Source organism: Bacillales bacterium, from assembly GCA_035700025.1.
GTDB lineage: Bacteria > Bacillota > Bacilli > Bacillales > DASSOY01 > DASSOY01.
The window spans coordinates 1-21,262 of the sequence record DASSOY010000027.1; the positions used below are offsets into that span (position 1 = coordinate 1).

The 21,262-nt window shown below is 48.4% G+C and carries 18 protein-coding genes; all 18 read right to left on the reverse strand.

Going from position 1 to position 21,262, the window contains the following annotated elements; genetic code table 11:
* Positions 1-30: 30 nt before the first annotated feature.
* Positions 31-999 (reverse strand): sugar phosphate isomerase/epimerase, encoded by a 969-nt coding sequence (locus VFK44_04515; protein ID HET7627636.1) that lies wholly within the window; start codon positions 997-999, stop codon positions 31-33.
* Between the two features lie 2 nt (positions 1,000-1,001).
* A complete protein-coding gene (locus VFK44_04520) occupies positions 1,002-2,072 on the reverse strand; it encodes a Gfo/Idh/MocA family oxidoreductase (protein HET7627637.1) in 1,071 nt (356 codons plus the stop codon).
* A gap of 75 nt (positions 2,073-2,147) precedes the next feature.
* Complete coding sequence (locus VFK44_04525) at positions 2,148-3,284, reverse strand: Gfo/Idh/MocA family oxidoreductase (GenBank protein HET7627638.1); 1,137 nt, start codon at positions 3,282-3,284, stop codon at positions 2,148-2,150.
* Between the two features lie 100 nt (positions 3,285-3,384).
* Complete coding sequence (locus VFK44_04530) at positions 3,385-4,098, reverse strand: ThuA domain-containing protein (protein ID HET7627639.1); 714 nt, start codon at positions 4,096-4,098, stop codon at positions 3,385-3,387.
* Positions 4,099-4,143: 45 nt separating this feature from the next.
* Positions 4,144-4,971, reverse strand: coding sequence for a carbohydrate ABC transporter permease (locus VFK44_04535; GenBank protein HET7627640.1), 828 nt, complete (start codon positions 4,969-4,971; stop codon positions 4,144-4,146).
* Between the two features lie 11 nt (positions 4,972-4,982).
* Entirely contained in the window at positions 4,983-6,236 is a 1,254-nt protein-coding gene (locus VFK44_04540; protein HET7627641.1) for a sugar ABC transporter permease, read from the reverse strand.
* A gap of 142 nt (positions 6,237-6,378) precedes the next feature.
* Positions 6,379-7,725 carry an ABC transporter substrate-binding protein gene (locus VFK44_04545; protein HET7627642.1) on the reverse strand — a complete coding sequence of 449 codons (1,347 nt, stop codon included), beginning with the start codon at positions 7,723-7,725 and terminating at the stop codon, positions 6,379-6,381.
* 40 nt (positions 7,726-7,765) lie between these two features.
* A complete protein-coding gene (locus VFK44_04550) occupies positions 7,766-8,755 on the reverse strand; it encodes a LacI family DNA-binding transcriptional regulator (protein ID HET7627643.1) in 990 nt (329 codons plus the stop codon).
* A 196-nt stretch (positions 8,756-8,951) separates the two neighbouring features.
* A complete protein-coding gene (locus tag VFK44_04555; protein HET7627644.1) occupies positions 8,952-11,030 on the reverse strand; it encodes a hypothetical protein in 2,079 nt (692 codons plus the stop codon).
* Positions 11,011-11,595 carry a sigma-70 family RNA polymerase sigma factor gene (locus VFK44_04560; protein HET7627645.1) on the reverse strand — a complete coding sequence of 195 codons (585 nt, stop codon included), beginning with the start codon at positions 11,593-11,595 and terminating at the stop codon, positions 11,011-11,013. The genes VFK44_04555 and VFK44_04560 overlap by 20 nt, the downstream gene beginning before the upstream one ends.
* A gap of 143 nt (positions 11,596-11,738) precedes the next feature.
* Positions 11,739-12,554, reverse strand: a complete 816-nt coding sequence (locus VFK44_04565; GenBank protein ID HET7627646.1) for a carbohydrate ABC transporter permease — start codon at positions 12,552-12,554, stop codon at positions 11,739-11,741.
* A 54-nt stretch (positions 12,555-12,608) separates the two neighbouring features.
* On the reverse strand, positions 12,609-13,496 hold the full coding sequence (locus tag VFK44_04570; GenBank protein HET7627647.1) for a sugar ABC transporter permease: 888 nt from the start codon (positions 13,494-13,496) through the stop codon (positions 12,609-12,611).
* Positions 13,497-13,552: 56 nt separating this feature from the next.
* Complete coding sequence (locus VFK44_04575; protein ID HET7627648.1) at positions 13,553-14,839, reverse strand: ABC transporter substrate-binding protein; 1,287 nt, start codon at positions 14,837-14,839, stop codon at positions 13,553-13,555.
* Positions 14,840-14,901: 62 nt separating this feature from the next.
* Positions 14,902-17,001 (reverse strand): amylo-alpha-1,6-glucosidase, encoded by a 2,100-nt coding sequence (locus VFK44_04580; GenBank protein HET7627649.1) that lies wholly within the window; start codon positions 16,999-17,001, stop codon positions 14,902-14,904.
* Between the two features lie 74 nt (positions 17,002-17,075).
* The gene (locus VFK44_04585; protein ID HET7627650.1) at positions 17,076-18,101 is read right to left on the reverse strand and encodes a LacI family DNA-binding transcriptional regulator; all 1,026 of its coding nucleotides are present in this window, start codon (positions 18,099-18,101) and stop codon (positions 17,076-17,078) included.
* Positions 18,102-18,252: 151 nt separating this feature from the next.
* Positions 18,253-19,077: a carbohydrate ABC transporter permease gene (locus VFK44_04590; protein ID HET7627651.1), complete on the reverse strand. Its 825-nt coding sequence runs from the start codon at positions 19,075-19,077 to the stop codon at positions 18,253-18,255.
* Positions 19,077-19,940 (reverse strand): sugar ABC transporter permease, encoded by an 864-nt coding sequence (locus tag VFK44_04595; protein ID HET7627652.1) that lies wholly within the window; start codon positions 19,938-19,940, stop codon positions 19,077-19,079. Before VFK44_04595 ends, VFK44_04590 begins: the two co-directional genes overlap by 1 nt.
* A gap of 54 nt (positions 19,941-19,994) precedes the next feature.
* The gene (locus VFK44_04600; protein ID HET7627653.1) at positions 19,995-21,236 is read right to left on the reverse strand and encodes an extracellular solute-binding protein; all 1,242 of its coding nucleotides are present in this window, start codon (positions 21,234-21,236) and stop codon (positions 19,995-19,997) included.
* Positions 21,237-21,262: the final 26 nt, after the last annotated feature.

Below are 21,262 nucleotides of genomic sequence, written 5' to 3' on the forward strand. Positions count from 1 at the left end.
AAATAAAAGCGGGGAGAGCCTCCCCGCCATTTACGCCCACCACATTTCGGCAGGCTTTTCCCGAATCAAAACCGACTTTAAATGATTCACCGCCGTAGCAAATCCTTCTTGCACCGACATAAGCGGATCTTCATGTTCAATGCTTACGACGTAATCGTATCCATACGTCCGTAAGGCGCTGATCATGTCGGACCATTCTTTCAAGTCGTGGCCGCATCCAACGGAACGAAACGTCCAAGCACGTGTTTGCACTTCTCCGTATGGCTGCATGTCCGTCAAGCCGTACATGTTCACGTTCTCTTGATCGATGAACGTGTCTTTCGCGTGAAAATGATGAAGCGCGCCGGCTTTACCAAGAATTTTGATCGCGGCAACCGGATCGATGCCTTGCCACCACATATGACTTGGATCGAGATTGGCGCCGACGGCGTCACACGTTTCTTCACGCAACTTCAACATCGTATACGGCGTATGAACGAGAAAGCCGCCGTGCAATTCCAAGCCGATTTTTACGTTATGGTCTTCGGCAAACCGGCCCGCCTCTTTCCAGTAAGGAATCAGTTTCTCTTCCCATTGCCACTTGAGAACGTCGCCGTATTCCGTTGGCCACGGCGTAACTGGCCAGTTCGGGTATTTCGCCCCTTCATGGTCTCCGGCAGTCCCCGAAAAACAGTTCACAACCGGAACATTCATCTGTTCCGCCAGCTGCACCGTCTTCTCGAACGTTTCCCGCGATTCCTTTGCATACGCTTCATCCGGCGAAATCGGATTCGCGTGACAGCTGAACGCACTGATCGTCAACCCGCGCTGATCGAGCGCTTCTTGATACCGTTTCCGCTTGTCTTCGTCCGCCAACAATTCGTCCAGCGGGCAATGCGCATTCCCCGGATTGCCGCCGGTCCCGATTTCAACCGCGTCCAATCCTGCATTATTTACATAATCAAGCATGTCTTCAAACGATCGGTCGGAAAAAAGTACGGTAAAAACTCCGAGTTTCATCCTTACATCCCTCCGGTTTTTGCTTTTTCCCCGAGCTTGACGGCTGCGCCCGTCTCGGCTGAACGATACAACCCTTCGATGATTTGTTGGATGACTACGCCTTGCTCGGCCGTGCTGATCGGCGCCGTTCCGCCGAGACATGCGTCAACGAAACGTTCGATTTCCAACTCGTAGCTGTCTTTGTTAGGAAGATGAGCTGGCGTTATGTCAATGAGCGATCCGTGTTTCTCTTGATAAATGTTCAACGGGAATACGTCCGCGCCTCCGTTTTCGCCCATCAGCGTGACGTTCATCGTATCCTTTTCTTTTACATTGGCTGCAAAAGCCGTTTCCAGCAGGATCGAAGCTCCATTTTTGAACGTAATCATGCCTCGCGCCATGTCTTCGATCGAGAAATTCTCCCAATCCCATTCCCCGAACAAGCCGACGCCTTGCTTGTTTCCGAGTTTTTGATACGTCACTCCAAATACCGTATCCGGCTCCGGGTAACCCATTAAATACAACGCGGTGTCCAACATATGTACACCGATGTCGATCAGCGGGCCGCCGCCTTGCAATTCTTTGTTCGTGAAGACGCCCCAGCCCGGAATGCCTCTGCGCCGTACAGCTTTCACATTGACTGCATACACGTCGCCGAGTTCCCCGGCGTCGACGAACCGCTTCAGCATTTCGGTTTCTTGCGCATGACGATAATGGAAGCCATACGTAAGAATCTTTCCGTTTTCGCGGGCCGTCTGCTCCATCTGACGTGCTTCGTCAGCCGTCATCGCCGGCGGTTTTTCGCAGAGCACGTGACAGCCAGCATTCAACGCAGCAATTGCCGCCGGAGCATGAAACTTGTTCGGTGTGCAAATGCTAACCGCATCAATGTCCACCTGACCGAGCATTTCCTCGTAATCGGAAAACACATTCGGAATGCCGTGCTCCCCTGCAGTTCTTTCCGCATTCTCGCGAACGACGTCCGCGATCGCAACCAGCTCCATGCGATCGCTGCACTTTAAATAATTCGGAATGTGGACGCCTCTCGCAATTCCGCCCGCACCGATAATGCCCACTTTCAATTTGTCTGTCATGATTTCCCTCCTGAGTAAGTATTCACGTAAATGTTGCCTGGATTTCGTACAACTCGTCCAAAATCCTAGGCATGACTACGAATGCTTGATGTCCACCCATTTTCTTTCCTGCGCTGAACGTTCCACCGCATCCAACACGATTTGGTTACGCAAACCATCTACAAAATTCGGTGCCGGCGAATCGCCTTTTTCAATGCCTTGGAGCAGTTCATGAATTAAGTTAATGAATGTATGCTCGTAGCCGATAATGTGACCAGCCGGCCAATAACGACCCGCATAAGGATGTTGTTCTTCCGTGCAATGAATCGTGCGGAACCCTTGCTGTCCTGGTTCATCGTCGGTGAAATAGACGTCCAAATTATTCATATTCTCAAGATCCCAGCGAACCGAACCTTTTTCCCCGTTAATTTCAAAACGGTTCCCGTTTCGGTTGCCTGCAGCAAACCGGGTCGCCTCGAATACGCCGAGCGCGCCATTTTCAAAGCGCGCCAGAAACGCCGATGCGTCGTCGACGTCCACTTCACCGAACGCGCCTCCTTCGGATTCGGCGTTCAGCCCGCCGCTCATTTCCCCAAGCGGGCGCTGCTTGATGAAAGTTTCCATCGTGCTCGACACTTCCGAAAACTCACCAATCAAGAAGCGTGCAAGATCGATGATGTGGGCGCCGATATCACCGAGCGCACCTGAACCGGTGACCTCTTTGCGCAAGCGCCAAACGAGCGGAAACGAAGGATCCATGATCCAATCTTGCAAATATTGCGCGCGGATGTGATAAATTCTTCCCAGCCGGCCTTCGGCGATCAATTGCTTCGCATATTGAACCGCCGGAGCAAACCGGTAATTGTGGGATACCATGTGGACGACACCGTTTTTCTCGGCCGCCTCTGCCATCCGCCTGGCTTCTTCCACCGTCATTGCCAACGGCTTCTCGCACAGCACATGCTTCCCGGCTTCCAAAGCCGCAATCGCCATTTCCGCATGCGTATTATTCGGCGTCACGATATCGATTAAATCAATATCATCCCTCTCGAGCAGCCGTCTCCAATCGGTTTCATAGGATTGCCAGCCCATTTCTTCTGCGGCTTGCTTTACCGCCTCCTCGCGGCGTCCGGCAATGGCTTTCAGCACCGGCTCCGTGTCGCTCCCAAAATAAAACGGCACGTCACGATAAGCATGAGTATGCGCTTTGCCCATAAACTGGTAGCCGATCATCCCCACGCGAATTTTTCCCAAACCGTATCACTCCCCAAATGACAAAATAAAAAAACTCTTAAACAGGTTCTGCAATCGTTGCACAATTCCTTCTTCAATTTTAAAGAATTTGTTCCAACGGTTGCGCATTGCCGTACGTCGGTTTCGATTCGGTCGTTGGTTTCAGCCAGCGAACCGCATTGACGATCACCTGTTGAACATTTGGTTGATGGTACGTGGGATGTGTTTCGTGGCCGGGCCGAAAATAAAAAATCTTTCCTTGACCGCGCCGGAACGTACATCCGCTGCGGAATACTTCTCCACCGCCGAACCAACTGACGAACAACAATTCATCAGGTTTTGGAATGTCAAAATGTTCCCCATACATTTCTTCGTGCTCGAGTTCAAAATATTGTCCGACGCCTTCCGTAATCGGGTGGGACGGGTCGACGACCCAAAGCCGCTCTTTTTCGCCGGCTTCCCGCCATTTTAAATCACAGGAAGTCCCCATCAATCGCTTAAATATTTTCGAAAAATGGCCGGAATGCAGCACGAGTAGTCCCATGCCGTCCAACACCCGTTGACGCACGCGTTCAACGACTTCGTCGCTAACCTCTTCATGGGCGACGTGCCCCCACCATAGCAATACATCGGTTTCGCGCAACACTTCTTCGCTCAATCCGTGCTCCGGTTCGTCAAGCGTAGCCGTTTTGGCGTCAATGCCGGCTTCTTGCAAAAATCCGGCGATTGTTCCGTGAATGCCTTCCGGATAAATTCGGCTCACCTCGGGATTGCTTTGCTCATGGCGATTTTCGTTCCAAACGGTGACTCTCATCGATGATCCACTCCTTTTTATGTTCGTATTCCAGTATTCATTCTATCATTCTTTAACCGATCCGGACGTTAAGCCGGAAACGATTCGGCGCTGAAAAATGAGCACAAGGATCACGAGCGGAACCGTCACGACGACAGTGGCGGCGGAAAGCCCGCCCCATGGAATCGTAAATCGTCCTTGAAACAAAGATATGCCGACCGGAACCGTCCGATATGCAGGCGCCGTATTGATCGTATACGCATATAAAAATTCATTCCAAGCAGCGATGAACACGAGGATGGCCGTCGTAAACAGTCCGGGCACAGCGAGCGGGAATATGATCCGCCAATACGTTTGCATCAAAGACGCTCCGTCGATCTTGGCAGACTCTTCGAGATCGTAAGGAATTTTACGGAAGAAGGTGACCAAAATCCATATCGACAACGGCAAAGTAATCACCGTGTACGGAATGATTAACCCGAGATAACTGTTCGTCAAGCCGACGTTTAATAATATTCGAAAGATCGGGGCCACCGTCGCGATTTGCGGAAACATCGAAACCGACAAGGCCAGTCCGAGGATGATCGCTTTGCCGCGAAACTGCAGCCGGGCAATCGCGTATGCCGCAAACGAGGCAGTGAAAACGGTGTAAGCCGTCGTAACTCCGGCCACGACAAAGCTGTTTTTCAAGTAATCCAAAAACGGGTGGTCCAAAAATACATGTTTGTAGTTGGCCAGCGTCGGATTGTCAGCAAACGGATCGAATGCGTTTACCCCGAACAATTCCGAAGGCGGTTTAAGCGAGCTTAAAAACACCCACAAAAACGGGAACATGATCACAAAGGCAAACAGGATTAAAAACGCGTAAAACAAAGGACTTGCTTTTTTCTCCATGACTCCACCTCCTACGTCTTCGAACTGTCCGACAGCAAATCGGAACCGAGAAATTTAATGTAAATGATTGAAATCAACGCGACGCAAAGGAAGACGATAATCGCCAGCGCCGAACCGAGGCCGAAGTTTTGCTGCGAAAACAGCACCCTGTACGAATACCCCGAAATCATTTCCGTGGAATTGCCGGGTCCTCCACCCGTTAAGACGAAGACGAGGTCGAATACACGGAAAGCTTCCAACGTACGGAACAAGAGCGCTACCAAGATACTCGATTTCATCAAAGGCAATGTCACTTGGAAAAACTGCTTCGCTTTGCTCGCTCCATCAATGGCTGCGGCCTCATACAAGTTTTTCGGAATGACTTGCAATCCTGCCAGCAGCAACAACGCCATGAACGGTGTCGTTTTCCAAACGTCGACTAAAATGACGGCAAACATTGCACCGACATCCGTCGTCATCAAAGTCGCCATGTCAGGAACAATACCGATCGTTTCAAAGAACTTTGCCACGATTCCGTTCTGACCGTCATAAAGATAACTCCACATCATCGCACTGACGGCTGTCGGAATCGCCCACGGAATTAAAACTGTCGCACGCATGAGCCCTCTGCCGAAAAACGCTTTGTTGATGACAAGGGCAATCGCGAATCCGAATAAAAATTCAGCAGCTACGCTGATGATAGTGAATAGAAACGTATGCCATAACGCATGCCATGTCCGATCGTTGGAAAATGTCGTCCAGTAATGATCGAGGCCGATAAAATTCGGTTCGATGATGGCGCCTTCCAACCCGGATGCAAGTTCGGCAATCTGCTTCAAATCGTCGGTCGTTTTTTTAGCTTCCAAGGTTGATAGTTTTTCGTTTAAATCAGCGATCGTCTTTTGAAACTCGGATGCCGTTTCTCCGCTGATTTCAACGAGCGAGAGTTCGTCCGAAGGCGTTTCGTAGTTCATAAACATCTTATAAACCTTTTGATAGGCCTCCCCGGCATCTTCCTTTATCTGATCGTCCAATTCCGTCAGCTCTTCTTTAACGTTCTGAAGTTTCTGCTTCACTGGAGCTGATGCCGTCTTGATTTGTTTATCCAGGCCGTCCACCAAAAACGGTTCGTATTGCAAATATACGTATAAATTAAGCTCATAGTTTAAATGAGTCGAAGATTTCGTCGGTTCGTTCAAACGCAGATCGAACAAACTATAATAAAAAGATTGAAAGACCGGGTAGATCGCGATAATCAAGATCAAAAGCAACGACGGCGCAATCATTAAATAGGCCGGTTTCCAATCAGATTGTTTCTTTAACGGCTTTTGCTGCTTCAAACTGCCGCCACCTCCTTCTCGCTGTCTGTCAAGCTAGTAAATGGAGCATTAGCCTCCGACAAGGCAGAGGCTAATGCAAGGTTTCCAATTATTTGCTCATGTCCGCTGTCAGCTGGCTTTGTAATTTCGTCGCAGCTTCCTTCGCCGAAATTTCACCGCTGATCGCTTTCGAAATTTGAATTTGAATATCGCTCGAAATCTTCTGGTAGTTGGCAGCGACCGGACGGGCTACAGCATGGTTGACCGCCGTTTGGAATCCTTCTTTCGCGAAGAACGGATTCGCTTCCAACACTTCTTCATCTTCCAAGACCGAAGGGATCGTCGGAATTTTGCCGCCTTCAATGGCGCGAATCTTTTGCCCTTCCGGACCGGAAATGAATTTTACTAATTTCCATGCGGCTTGCTTATGCTCGGAATACTTGTTGATGCCGACCATCCATCCGCCGAGTGCTGACGCAATGCCTGCATCGCCTTTCGGCAGCGGGGCTACGCCGACTTTTCCAGCAACTTCGGAAGCCGACTCGTCGTTCGAGGTTTCCCACATGTACGGCCAGTTGCGGGCAAACACAGCTTGACCGTTAATAAACGCCTGGTTAGTCTCCGGTTCCGTGAAAGTAGTGATGTTTTTCGGTACGAAATCGGATTGCGTAATTTCAGCCATTTTTTCAATGCCTTGAATCGTATCTTCGCTGTCAGCGACGACCTTGCCGTCCTTCACGAATTGTCCGCCGTAAGAGGCTACATATTCAATGATGTTACAGACAAGTCCTTCATATTGTTTTGCCTGATACACATAGCCGAATTTCGTGCCTTTTTCCCCTTTGTACTTTTTCGCCATTTCCATGAGTTCGTCCCACGTTTTCGGCGGAGTCTTGACGATATCTTTCCGGTAAAACAGAAGGCCGACGTCAGTAAACAACGGCAAAGCCCATTGCTTTCCTTTAAACTTGGCGGCACTCAGCGCCCCTTGGTTGTAAATGCTCAAATCATAGCCGTCCTGTTGGGCGAACCGGTCGAGCGGAAGCAAGTAACCTGCTTGCGCAAATTCCGCCGGCCATACAACGTCAAGATTGAATACATCAATCTCCGAAGATTTGGCATTCAGTTGCGTTACGTAAAGGTCATGCTGCTTGCCCGAATTGTTTGGCAATTCGCGGTAATCGACCGTTATGTTCGGATATTTCTTTTCGAAAGCTTCGATCAGCTTTTGCGTCGTATCGGTTTCATCTTTTCCGTGCGCCCAAACGATCGTTACTTTCTTGTCAGAACCTTGATCTTCTCCGGAAGTATCAGTACCTGTATTCTCACTTGATTCGTTGTTGCTTTCGCCGTTGTTATCCCCTGACGATGTCTTTGTTGAATTCGACCCGCAAGCAGCCAATGCCGTCACTAAGGCAAGGGCCAATACAAAAAGCTTCATCCATTTTGTACGCATTCCATTTCCTCCCGTTCATTTGTGTTCTTTCCGCAAAAGTTTACGTGGATTCTCGTTCCACTACGCGAAGCGAAAGCCCCGCGCTGGCTTGCTCCGACGGATGCCCTTCACTGATGATGCGAATCATCAATTCCATTGTCCGTCTTCCCATTTCCTCTACCGGCTGGTATACCGTCGTGATCGTCGGATCCATCAATTCCGCGATCGGCTGATCGTCAAATCCGATCACCGCAAACGCATCAGGAACCCGAACACCTTGGCTTCGAGCTTCCTTGATCATTCCTGCCGCCACTTGATCGCTCCCCGTGAAAACGGCCGTCGGACGAGGCGAGAGTTTCATTATTTCCCTGAAGACCCTTTGCCCGTCGAAACTGTCGTATACGCCGGAAAACGACCACTGCTCATCGAAAAACAAGTTCTCTTCCTGCAGCGCATGGTCAAACCCTTTTTTCCGTTCACGAATATTGGTCACGCTGTCGCTGCCTCCACAATAAGCAATTCTCCGGTGCCCCTTCTCAATGAGATGACGGGTGCCCAGATATCCGCCTTCGAATTGGTCAAGCCCGATGATCGGCACATCGGTATGGTCCGGATATTCGTTGCAAAACACGACCGGCCCGAAACTCGCGTAATCTTTGATTTCTTCCCACCGGTTTTCGGTAGAAGCAAAAATGATGCCGCCGATTTGCTTCTTGCGAAGCCATCCTAAATACTCCAATTCGCGGTGCTTATCCATTTGCGTTTGGCAAACGATCAATTGAAACCCTTGTCGTGCCGCTTCACGTTCCATCGCCTCAACGAGAAGACTGAAAAAAGGGTTGGAAATTCGCGGGACAATGACAGCCACCGTCGTGACGGTCTGTCTCCGCAACTGCTGTGCAATGGAATTCGGAACGTATCCGAGCTGTTCCATCGCGTCGACGACGAGTTTTTTCTTTTCTTCGGTGACGTAAGGATGATTGTTGATCACTCTTGATACGGTTGCCCTTGACAAGCCGGCAAGTTTTGCGACATCTCCAATCGTAGCCATTGGCGCCTCCTCTTGCGTAACACCCCCTGAAAAGAAATTTCAGTTCACGCAATGATGTCTGAAATCGATTTCACAAAAAATTATAGTTGAAAGCGCTTCAATAATCAATGGTTTTTTCCAAAAAAATTGAAAAAGGAGATTCGCCAGCAGCCAGATCCCTTGCTGCACAGGCAAATCCCCGCAATTTTATTTACAGTTATTTCGTCGACGCTTCCTTCAAAGAAATCAATGATGCCGCAATGTTTTCAACGTCCGTATGCGAGATCCGTTTCAATGGCGACGAAATGGATATCCACCTCTCTTGGAACAGATCAAGGGCATAATAGGCGCCGTCGGCATTCGACCTCCGGTACCATTGCGCTTTCCCGCCTTCGATCGCCATTGTCGTGATTCGAGTGCCTTTCCTTCGCACGCCTCCTCTCGGTTCAGGAATTTGCACAGAAATTTGGAACGTGTTGAATCGCAGCACAAGAAACGGGCCGCGCGGACCGTAATATTTCGAATCGCTTTTCGCGATGGCAACTCCCGTGAATTCCGTTCCCTTCGGTACTTCCGTCGGAAGGAACGATGCACCGTCCAAGTCATCAACACCTAGCTGCGCAAGCGTATCGCGAACTTTTGTTTTCTCAGCGTCAGTCAAATAAAAGTCGATAAAAGCATGCGGCCGATCGTTTTGATAAAACGCTTTGAAACTTGCGCCGTTCTCGGCTTTCTCATCATCGGAGGTAAAAGACTTCGTGAACGCAACTTCACCTCCAATTTTATAACCGGTAACCGCATTGAAATCGTCACCGACGGAAAACCACAGCGTCTTACCTGAATCGAGAAGCACGCGGTTCGGTTCATGTCCATCCACTCGAACTTTCGCAATTTCCGGGCCATAAACGCCGTAAAGAAGTTGCACCGGTCCTTTGCCGGGAACCATGTCAAATGAATGATCGGACGTCCATCGATGCGCGGAACCTTTCACCCACGTCCAAGTCCCGCCTTTGCGTTCCAAGCGGCCGGCAACCATACGCCGATCTTCGTTCATGTAGAAAATAAATGCCGATTCGGGCACATCATTTAAATCGGCATCATACGGTTGTACCGAAACGATTTTCTGAAAACGGACGTCTGCCTTTTGCAGCACCGGCGCAAACGTTTCGTTCAGTGCCGCCTCCTGCTTCGTTCTGACGAAAGCCGCGGCTTCTTGTTCGCTGTCCGTCCGAAACACGATTTCCCGCGAATTGAAGAATACGTAATACGGTCCCGTTTTCGGAATTTGCAATTTCGGATAAGCCGTTCTAGCTTGCTGCGGAGCCATTTCTGACATTTGCGCAACCACGGGGTTCGGTCCGACTCCAGTCCGGGTAAAGGAAACCGCCCCGGGCGATTCGTCGACGACGAGCGCCGCCAGCTTACTTGTGCGATCCGACAATAAATTTTTGTAAGGAAAATGGCTTTCGGCTTGATTATAATGACTTTGCAATAAATCAAGGGCATCCTCCAAGTCACCTGTTCGCAAAACGATGCCGTTCGTATCAAATAACATGTACGTCGGGGATTTATCGATGTGCAACTCGGCAAATGCTCTTTGCGCAGCTTTCAATTGCATCGGCCATACCCCGGTAAGCATTTCGTCAAGCACTGCAGGCTTATGTTGAAAACTTTCGATCGCCTCGTCGCCGATGAGAAGCGCGAAAAATTTCCCTTCCTTATCTGACAATAAGCTCGGATAAGGAAAACGATTTTTCAAAAAGTCGAGCACTTGTCGTTCATCTCCCGTTTGAAGGACGACGCCTTTTTCGTCAAAGACAAAAAAGTACGGTGCCCGCGGAATGTTCAGTTTCGGATACCCGTGCCGCGCCGCGTCCAAATTGTTTTCCTGAACACCATCAATAACGTTATCAAGATCGCCGAGATGATTGAACACCGTCGATGAGCCTTTCGTCCCGTTTTTTTTCACCGAAAGGATATAGTATTGTCCATGTTCGCTGGACAGCAAATCCGGATACGGAAAGGCTGCCCCGCGATGCCCTTCTTGGATGGTTGGATTACGGCTCTCAGGAGAAATGGACGAGTACACGACGCAGGCAAAAATCAGCAAGGCAGCCGCTGTAGTTAAGACTGGCCTGATCCACGGAGCGAAACGGCGAACGGTTTTCGGCGACGCAGATTGCCGCTTGCGCTTGATTTTATCGCGAATTTCGCTCTTCGCGCGTTCGCTCAATTCGCCGTCCTGAAAAATGGTCTCATCAAGAACCGTTCGCAACTCATTCAATTGATTTTCCATGGCACCCGTCCTCCTCGTACATTTTTTTCAGCAGTGCGCGTGCGCGCCGCAGCCGGGTTCGCACCGTATTCGCTTTCGTTTTCAACGATTCCGCCACTTCCTCGGTTTTCAACCCGGAATAATAATGCAAGATGATGACCTCTTTATACTTCAACGGCAAAGCCATAACCTTTTCCGCCAATTTCCGGTTTTCATCGGCTTTTACCGTTTCCCGCTCCGGCAAAGCGTCGGCACTCGCCAACTCCTGTTCAAATGCCGGTTTACCAAGGTGTATATGACGGAACGGCCACGATTTCAGCCAATCTTTACATCGATTCACGGTAATCCGGAATAACCACGTTTTGAACGTGGAATCGCCGCGAAAGTCGTTTAAGTTTTCATAACAGGCAATGAAAACGTCTTGAACGATGTCTTCTGCCTTTTCCCAATCACGGACGTAGGTAAAGGCTAACTTTTTCAAATCGGATCCGTATTTTTCCATAAGAGCGACAACGACGGTTTCCGAATCGTTCACCTGCCGCCGGTCACACCCTTCCGGAATGGAATTGATCGAGTCTTGATCCATCCCCTTGCCCCCCGTCCCTTGCATTTCACCCGGTTTGACGACACCCGGGACGAAACGGTTTCAGTTTCACGTAACATTTTTGAAAGATGCTGCCTTTCTTCTCTAATCTTGGCACAAAAAAAGGGAGCTTTCGACCGAAGAACTTAAAATTTTCCTCCGGTGAAAGAAATCCCTTTAATGAAAAACTTATTGAAAAACGCATAGATGGCGAGAACCGGCAACGTAAAGACCATTGAGGCCGCCATGATTAAGTTCCAGTAACTGTAATGTTGTCCTTTGAATTGATTCAACCCAAGCGGCAACGTGAACATCTCGTTGTCCGACAAAATGATCAACGGTCTCATGAAGTCATTCCAAATCGCCATGAATACGAAGATCGCTTGAGCGGCAAGCGCAGGTTTCGCCAGCGGCAAGACAATCCGAAAAAACGTGCCGAACTTGCTCAGTCCGTCCATTTCCGCAGATTCCTCAAGTTCCTTCGGGAAATTCACGAAAAATTGCCGCATCATGAAAATAAACGTGGCATTAACCATGACTGGAACAATCATCCCTTGATACGTATTCAACCAGCCGAGTTGCGATAAGATCAAATACAACGGAATCATCGTTACTTGAAACGGAATCATCAACACAGCCAACACGGCGTAAAACATCCCTGCCCGCCCGGGGAATCGTAATCGTGCAAGCGCGTAACCGCACATCGAATTGAAAATTAAATTTAACAACGTGCCGACGCTGGCAATGAACAAACTGTTGAGAAGCCAACGCGGAAACAACTCTTCTTCGACGAAAATTTTTTCATAGTTTGAAAGCGTGAATGGATGCGGAATCAAGCTCACAGAGCCGTTGGAAACTTCCGCAAACGTTTTAAACGAGGAAGCGAGCGCCCACAGAAACGGCAAAAGCGTGACAATGCCGTAACCGATAAGGAAAACGTACAATACATTTTTGCTGCTCATCTTACGCCGATTCAATTCGAAAGTCCCCCTTTATTGCCTTACTCATTCGCGAAATTAAAACACGGACTCTTCCTTGGAGAATTTCCGCTGAAGCACGGTTGCCAGGAAAATGACCAATGCCAGCACAAACGCAATCGCTGCCGCAAATCCCATCGTTCCCAGCGATTTGAAAGCATATTGATAAATGAGCAGGACGACGGTCAACGTTGAATTGTTTGGCCCGCCGGATCCGTTTGAGAAAATGTACGATTGATCGAACAACTGAAAGGTGCCAATGATACCCATGATAATGACGAAAGAAGTAATCGGTCGCAGCATCGGAACCGTAATATGCATGAATTTCTTCGCAGGACCCGCACCGTCCAATTCCGCGGCCTCGTAAAGACTATCGGGAATATCTTGCAGCGCGGCAAGATAAATCACCATAAAAAACGGAGCCGTCGACCAGATGTTCATTATCATAATCGAATACAAAGCGATGTCCGGGTTGCCGATCCAGTTGTACGTGGGCAAACCGACAGAGCTTAACAAATAGTTGATGAGTCCGTATTTGTTGTACATCCACATAAAAATTAACGTCAACACGGCGGAAGAAGTAAGCGTTGGCAAAAAGAACAGCACCCGAAAAAAGCTTTGCCCCTTCAAGCCCGTATTCAGCATCGCCGCCAGGAACAGAGCAAGAATCGTTTGGCACGGAACAACGATAGCCACATATTTGGCCGTGTTCAAGAAAGCGATTTTCGTCCGCGTATCATCGAAAATATTTTCATAGTTCTTCCATCCGGCAAAATCAAAATGGGTGCCGCCGAGCAATTCAACATCGTTGAAAGAAAGAAACAATGCATAAAAAATCGGGATCAGGATAAAAACAAGAATCGTCAAGGCGGCGGGCAAGACGAACAAGTAACCTTGACCGGCTTCTCTCGCTTTCTTGCTGAACATGCGCATGCCTCCTTTTTATGCGAAGAAGGGGATATTCCCCCTCTTCGCGTGATGGTTTACTTGTTAGCTATCGCTTCGTTCGCCTGTTTCTGTCCTTTCTTCATAGCTTTCGCCAACGGCTGCTCGCCGAGAAAAGCGCTCGTAAACATGTTGTTGAAGTTCGTTGTCACAACCGGCAAATTAACACCGTCCTGCCAAACGGTCGCATACGAAGCACTCTTAACGAAAGGTCCTCGCAAATCGCTGTTTTCATAACCGAGCTCTTTGGCGACCGATTCTCTCGTCGGCAGCGCGATGCCGCCTTTCGTCCATTTTTTCATACCTTCTTTTCCGGTCAAATACGAAATTAACTTCCAAGCTGCTTCTTTATGTTCCGACGCTTTGTTCATAACGTAAGCAACGGTAAAAGCCATCGTCGTCTTCTTGCCGTAAAATTTCGGCGGTTCGGCCACCCCGTATTCAAGATCCGGGAATGCCTCTTTGAAATACGGAATGTTCCACGGTCCTTCAAGCACCATCGCCACTTTGCCTTGCCCGAAAGCGTCACCGGTATTTTGCGTACCGACTTCGGAAGGAACGACTGCGGTTTTATCTTTCAAATGCATGTCGACGATCGGCTGCAAGGCGGAAACGACTTTGTCCGAAGCAAAATTGGCCTTTCCGTCTTTAATGATCTCGCCGCCTTTCGCTTCGCCGATGTTATACAAGCGGGCCAATTCCGGCGCGACACCGAACCCGTAAATCTTGCCGTTCGTCAATTTCTTGGCGTCCGCCCTCAATTGTTCGAATGTCGTCGGCGGTTCTTCGATACCGGCTTCCGCAAACATTTTTTTGTTGTAAAACAACGCGAGCGTCGAATAATCTTTTGGAAATCCGTATATCTTTCCGTCGAATTTAAACGCGTTCAACAGCGGATCCTGAAAATCTTCAATGTCGAAATCATCGGTAACGTATTCATCAAGGGGCTGAATGACGCCTTTTTGAATAAGTGCAGGCGCCTCAAATGCGTCCAAGTAAAAAACATCACCAGCTTCTCCCCCGACAAGACGCGTTTTCAATACGTCCATATACTGTTCGGCGATAGCCTCAATTTCCACGTGAATGTTCGGATTTTGTTCTTCAAAAGCGGCTACGACTTCCTTTAACCGCTTTTGCTCGACCGGATTACTTTGCCAGCCTGTAAGCGTAATCGTCACTTTTCCCTGGTCGTCGCCGCTGTTTTCTCCTTCTCCGCCGCTTCCGCTTGCGGTTTTGTCCCCGCTGCCGTTGCTGCATCCTGCAAGAGCCAACCCAAAGACAAGCATCACTAAACTTAGAATGGCCATGCCTTTCTTTTTGCGCATGAAATGCATCCCCTTTCAAAACTTATATTTTTAAAGAGAGAGCTCCCTCTTTAAACCAATTCCTAGACGTTCACCTGTTGCTCAATCACCACTCGGCATCCGGTCGTATTTCTTTTTACGACAGCGGCCACATCTCCATTAACCCGTTTCACGATGACATCGAGCTCGCCTTTGCCAATAGAAAGCTTTCGGACGTGCAAGTGATTCATTGACGGCAACAACACAGGCGAAAGATAAATTTCTTGTTGGAGACAATTAGGAAACAGACCGAGCAACGCCTGAATGAACGAGAGCGGCGTTCCTGCTGCCCACGCTTGCGGCGAGCACGCGGTCGGATAGTTCACGACCCTTTCGCCGTAACCGCAAAACAATTCCGGCAAGCGATGATACTCGAACGATTTTGATGCACGTATGAGTCCATCGATGACTTTGACTGCTTCGGCTCGTTGCTCCCGTTTGCTCATCCCCAATAAAATTAAACTGTTGTCGTGCGGCCAAACGCTGCCGTTGTGATAACTGATCGGATTATAACCGGCCTCGCCTTCGGCCATCGTACGAATGCCGAACCCGGAAAACATGTTGTCGGAAACGAGCGTTTCGGCAACCTTTTTTGCTTTGTCCGGCTCCAACAGCCCGGACCACAAAAGATGACCCGGATTGGAAGTAACCGTTTCTACTTGCTGTTTGTCCCGATCCAAGGCAATCGCGTAAAATCCGCGATCGTTCATCCAGAACTTTTCTTCAAACGTCCGTTTCAATGCTGCGGCTTGTCGGCGCAGCGATTGCGCCGCCCGTTGGTCGCTCAACTTTTCGTAAATATCCGCGATTCCTTGTTTCGCTTGGTAAACATATCCTTGCACTTCTGCCAGAGCGATCGGCGAATCGGCATAAGAGCCGTTTCGATGTACGATGGAATCCCCGGAGTCTTTCCATCCTTGATTGGAAATGCCGTTTTCGGATTGTTGATGGTATTCAACAAGACCATCCCCGTCGCGATCCCCGTATTCGTCGATCCATTTTAAAGCGGCATCGACATGACTGCGGAGCTCCTGAAACAGGCGGAGATCGCCGGTCCAACGAACGTATTCGATTAACAAGATTAAAAATAACGGTGTCGAATCGACGGAACCGTAATAAGGGGTGAACGGAATCTGATTCGTGTTCGCCAATTCCCCGAAACGAATTTCGTGCATGATTTTCCCCGGTTGCTCATCCCGCCACGCGTCCACTTTTGTGCCTTGAAAAGCGGCCATCGTTTTCAAAGTGCCTTTGGCCACTTCCGGCTGGAAAGGAAGCGCTTGCAAAGCGGCGATCAAGCTGTCTCTGCCAAAAGGAACGCCGAACCAAGGCAATCCGGCGACCGGAAACGTGCCGTATCCGAGATCGGTCAGCAAAACCCGAAAGTCATCGATTCCCCGCTCTACCAATGATCTTAATGCCGCATGATCGGTTTCAATTTCCGCCGCATTCATACGCCATTGCTTGTAAGATGCTTGCAGTCGATCCAATGCCTTTTCTCTCGCCTCTGGTTCGGGTTCGGCACCGTCGATCATCGGCATAACGCGAAAGGTGATGGTTCGTTCTTGCAAATGATACAGCGATAAGCGGAAGCGGATGTTTCCGTCCTCACACACGACAGCACCGTTATCCCCCCAATCGATTTTCGTAGCGCGCTTAATACCGTCTGTGCCTTTGTAGCGGAACGTAAACGTGTTATTATCAAACGTCGGACGTAACTTTTGGCCGGTTTTTGCTTTTTGCAGTCCGCGAATGATGAACATGTCGAGAAAGTCAGCGTCGATTTGCACGCTCAATTCAAATTCAGCCGACCGTGGATGATAGTTTTTCACGCTGATCGTTTCGTACAATATCCCGCCGTAGATGAAACGCTGCCGTTCGATTTCAAGTGACTCACGCGGAAGTGAGAGACTGCCGTCTCGTTCCAATTCAGGATTCGTCAGCATTATTGAAGCCGCATAATTTTCATCTGCTTTGGAAAACAGCAAGTTCGGCTCCTGGCCGTTGATTTTCAAATCAAATTGGCTCAAATACCTCGTATCTTTCGTGTACAACCCGAGTCCGTAATCATGGTTTTTCGGAATGTTCCCTTTCGCATCCGTAACGAGAAACAGATCATTCTCTTTAATCACGCGATAATCCATCGATTCCCTCCCGAGCCATTTTTATCTTCCGAAACGTTTCGGATTTTGCGCAAAATAAGATCTTCCAATCACCGTCAACTTTGGCTTTTCTCTGCCGGCGTTGTCGATTCCCGAACGATCAACTGCGAATCCAGCACTTTTTTATGAGGCGAATCTTTCCTTTCAAGCATACCTACCAACAGTTTTGCGGCTTCAAATCCCATTTGGTATTCATCCTGCGCAATCGTCGTCAACGGCGGAGAAACATAGGAGGCCAGGATGTTGTCATCGAATCCGACGACCGACAAATCTTCCGGGATACGTCTGCCGAGTGCCCGCGCCCCCTTGATAACTCCCATCGCCATAATGTCGCTCGCGCAGAAAACGGCGGTAATTTCGGGATACTTCGTCAGCAGATCGACGGTTTTCTTCTCGGCAACCGCTTCCCGAAACTCGCCATTCACCGCCCACTCTTTCCGAAAACGGACGCCAGCACGGCTAAGCCCTTTTTTAAACCCTTTCAAACGTTCCCTGCTCACGAACGCTTGATCGTGCCCATTCATCATCGCAATATTCCGGTGACCGCCTCCGAGCAAATGGGACACGGCTTTCTCGGCACCGAGCACATTGTCCGTCGAAACGTATCCGACAAATTCCGATTCCACGGGAATGTCGATCAACACGCACGGAATTTGGCTGTTCAACACTTCGTGCAAATAAGGATCGTCGACGCGAATCCCTTGGATGATGGCGCCGTCCACGCGTCTTTCCCTGCAAAGCTGCGTGTAAGTCTTTTCTTTTTGTTTTTTCGGATTCGTACTGAACAATATCAAATCATACCCGAGTTCGCCCGCGCAATCGTTGATCCCTCTCAATACAGCGAACGTAAAAAGATCGTTCTCCTCCGATCGGCTCAGCTCCGATACGATCAAACCGATCGTCTTCGTGCGCTTGACGACTAAACTTCTCGCCAATACGTTCGGACTGTAATGCAATTGTTCAGCTACCGCCTTAATTTTTTGTCTCGTCTTTTCATTAACGTCCGAGTAACCGTTAAGCGCTCTCGACACGGTTGTAACAGAAACGCCGGCTACTTTCGCTATGTCTTTAATCGTCGCCACATTTATCCTCCAAAACGTTTCGGATCCTTTTGCCTATAACTTACCATCACCGAATAAGAGTTGCAAGCACTTTTTCGGAAAATTGAAAACTCAGCCGAACAAAAACAGCGATTCTACCCTCCCAACAGAAGGTAAAACCGCCGGATATTTTTTATTTGATCGCGCCTCGGGTAACGTTGCCGATGATCCATTTTTGGGCGAACACGTAAACGACGATCATTGGAACCAACGCCATTAAGTAGGACGCAAACGCCAAATTGTAATCGGTGCTAAACTGCGATTGAAAGATGAATTGCACGAGCGGAAGCGTCGCTTGCTCCTGATTGCCGCTTAAGATGACGAGCGGCAGCATGAAGTCGTTCCATGCCCATAGACAGGTCAAGATGCCAACCGTTGCATTCATCGGCTTGAGCAGTGGAAAAATTACCCGCCAGAAAACCGTCCAAACATTTGCCCCGTCGACGATTGCCGCCTCTTCAAGCTCTCTTGGAATTGACTTAATGTAGCCAACATATACAAACACATTAAATGCCAAACCGTAGACGATGTATAGAAAAATGAGCCCGAGTAAATTATCTAGCCCCCACCGGCTCGTTTCCTTGACAATTGGCAACATGATGATCGGAAAAGGTACGAACATCGCGCTTACGAAATAATAATACAGCAGCCGAAAAAAACGCTTGTGCATGTTTCTTGCAATCGCGTAGGCGACCATCGAGTTCGTCAGCACGGTAAAGATGACGACGAAAACTGTGATGATCGCACTGTTTTTGAAAGCGTTGAAGAAATGCGTCATTTTAATCGCTTTCGTGAAGTTCTCAAAATGAAATGTCGAGGGAATCGCCAAAATTGACTGGGCGATCTGCTCAGGCGACTTCACCGCTACCATAATCGTTAAGTAAAGCGGAAACAGGACAAAGATCGCGCCGAGAATGAGCAAGATTGTCGACGTCCAATTGATGCGTTTACTGTTCATTACAGCTCGACCTCCCTTTTCTGCAAAAATTTAATTTGCGCTATGGAGACGACAAGGATGATAATGAAATAAATGACTGCGTTCGCCGATTGATAAGCAAATTCGCCGCCGCTGAATCCGCCGCGGTAGATCAACAAGGAAATCGATTCCGTGGACGTCCCCGGTCCTCCTCCGGTCATCGCCATGATCTGGTCGAACACCATAAGGAAATTTTTCATTGCCAGAACCATGTTAATGGTAAAGAAAGGCGCGATTAACGGGAACGTCACCGTCCAAAACATTTTCCATTTGCCGGCTCCATCGATTACGGCAGCTTCGTACAAGTCGCTCGGAATTGTTTGCAGTCCCGCAAGATACAAAATTGTATTAAATGCGACAGCTTGCCATACGGAAACGATGACAATGCCTATCCAAGCAAGATCCGGATCACCGAGAATATTTTTCGAAAGGGCTTCAAAACCGAGGCTTTTTGCCATATCCGGAAGAAAATGAGCGAAAATAAAATTAAAAATAAAACCAATGATTAAAATACTTAAGATGTTCGGCATAAAGTAAACCGCGCGAAGCGATTTTCGGAATTTGATTTTTGCATTCAGCCCGAGTGCAACGATAATGCTAATCACGTTCACAAGAATTGTTGAAACAACAGCAAATTTAAACGTAAACAAATACGCATCCCATGCCCGTTTGTCTTGAAAGACATTGAGATAATTTTTGAAACCAACAAAATCCCAATCCCCATACCCTTTCCAGTCCGTGAAGCTGTAAAATATCCCTTGTAATAGTGGATAAGTATGGAACAGGAAAAATAATGCCAATGCCGGAGCTGCCATGAGAAAATAAGGCATTGTTTTCCTTTTCATGTTACCTCTCCTCTCATTAAAGAGAAGGGGCATCCTGGGATGCCCCTATAGTTGTTACCTTTCCAAAACTTTGTTCCACGTCGTATCCATCTTCTTCAAGAATTGTTCTGTATTTTTCTTAATTAAAAAGGCTTGAACGAGGTTTGCCGCCTGCAATCCTGCCGGATAAAAATGGTCCGGGAACCCGGTGATCGTGCCATTTTCAAAGTTCGTCTTAATGTCTTCGAAAGTTTTGTCTTTCTGAAATACTCCCTTCACTGCCGAGAATGCCGCCTGTTCATCGGTATACTTTTGTGCAGTTTCTTTTTTCAGCATAAAGTCGATGAACTTCTTGGCGGCTTCAGGATGGTCGCTTGATTCAGTAATCGTCAACAATACGTCTACACCGGAAACAAGGCGGTTTTTCTCAGGATTATTCGTTGCAGGGAATGCGAACATGCCCAGTTTCACATCCGGATTTGCTTTCACAATTTCGGGAATGGCCCAGTTTCCTTGTAAATAAAAGACCCCTTTACCGTTGGCAAACGCTTTGTTTCCGTCGCCGTAACCGACGCCGAATACATCTTTTTGCCCGTAATCCAACAGCTGTAAGAAATGCTTGGCGACATCCTTATACTCTTCCTGAAAAGTCGCTTTTCCTTGATTCTTCAATTGGGCAAAGTTATCCGGGGCCAAGTTTGCACCTAAAGAATTCCATGTGACCATTGCTGTCCAAGGATCTTTCAAAGTAAAGTAAATCGGAATTTCACCGGCTTGTTTCGCTTTTTCCAGTTGCGAAATAAATTGGTCCCACGTTTGTGGAATTTCAAATCCTAACTTCTCAAATTTCGTTTTGTTATAAATGACACCGTTTGCATTTGTTGCGTACGGAATGCCGAAGACGCCTTCCTTATCCGGTCCGACAACTTTTCCAATCATTTTTACGTAAGCAGGCTGGATCGTTTCAAGCTTCTTGTAATCCGAAAAATCTTTTAACACACCTGCACGGGCGAGTTCACCGTAAGTCTGGGTTGCTCCCATCGATATGATATCCGGCAAATCATTTTTTGTCAGTCTCGTTTTTAAGACAGTTTCCGCCTCTGGCGGAGCAGACAACTTAATGTTAATGTTCGGGTTTTTTTCTTCAAATTGTTCAATTAACTGCTTATAAGTATCAATACTTTCAGACTTGTTAGAGAAAAGTTCAAGTTGAATTTGCTCCCCCGATCCTCCGGCTTCAGAACCTCCCGCACTGCATCCCGCTAATAACGACACCCCTAAAACTGTGACCAAAAATGTTGACAACCATCTTTTCATCAAAAATTCCTCCCAATTCATTAAAT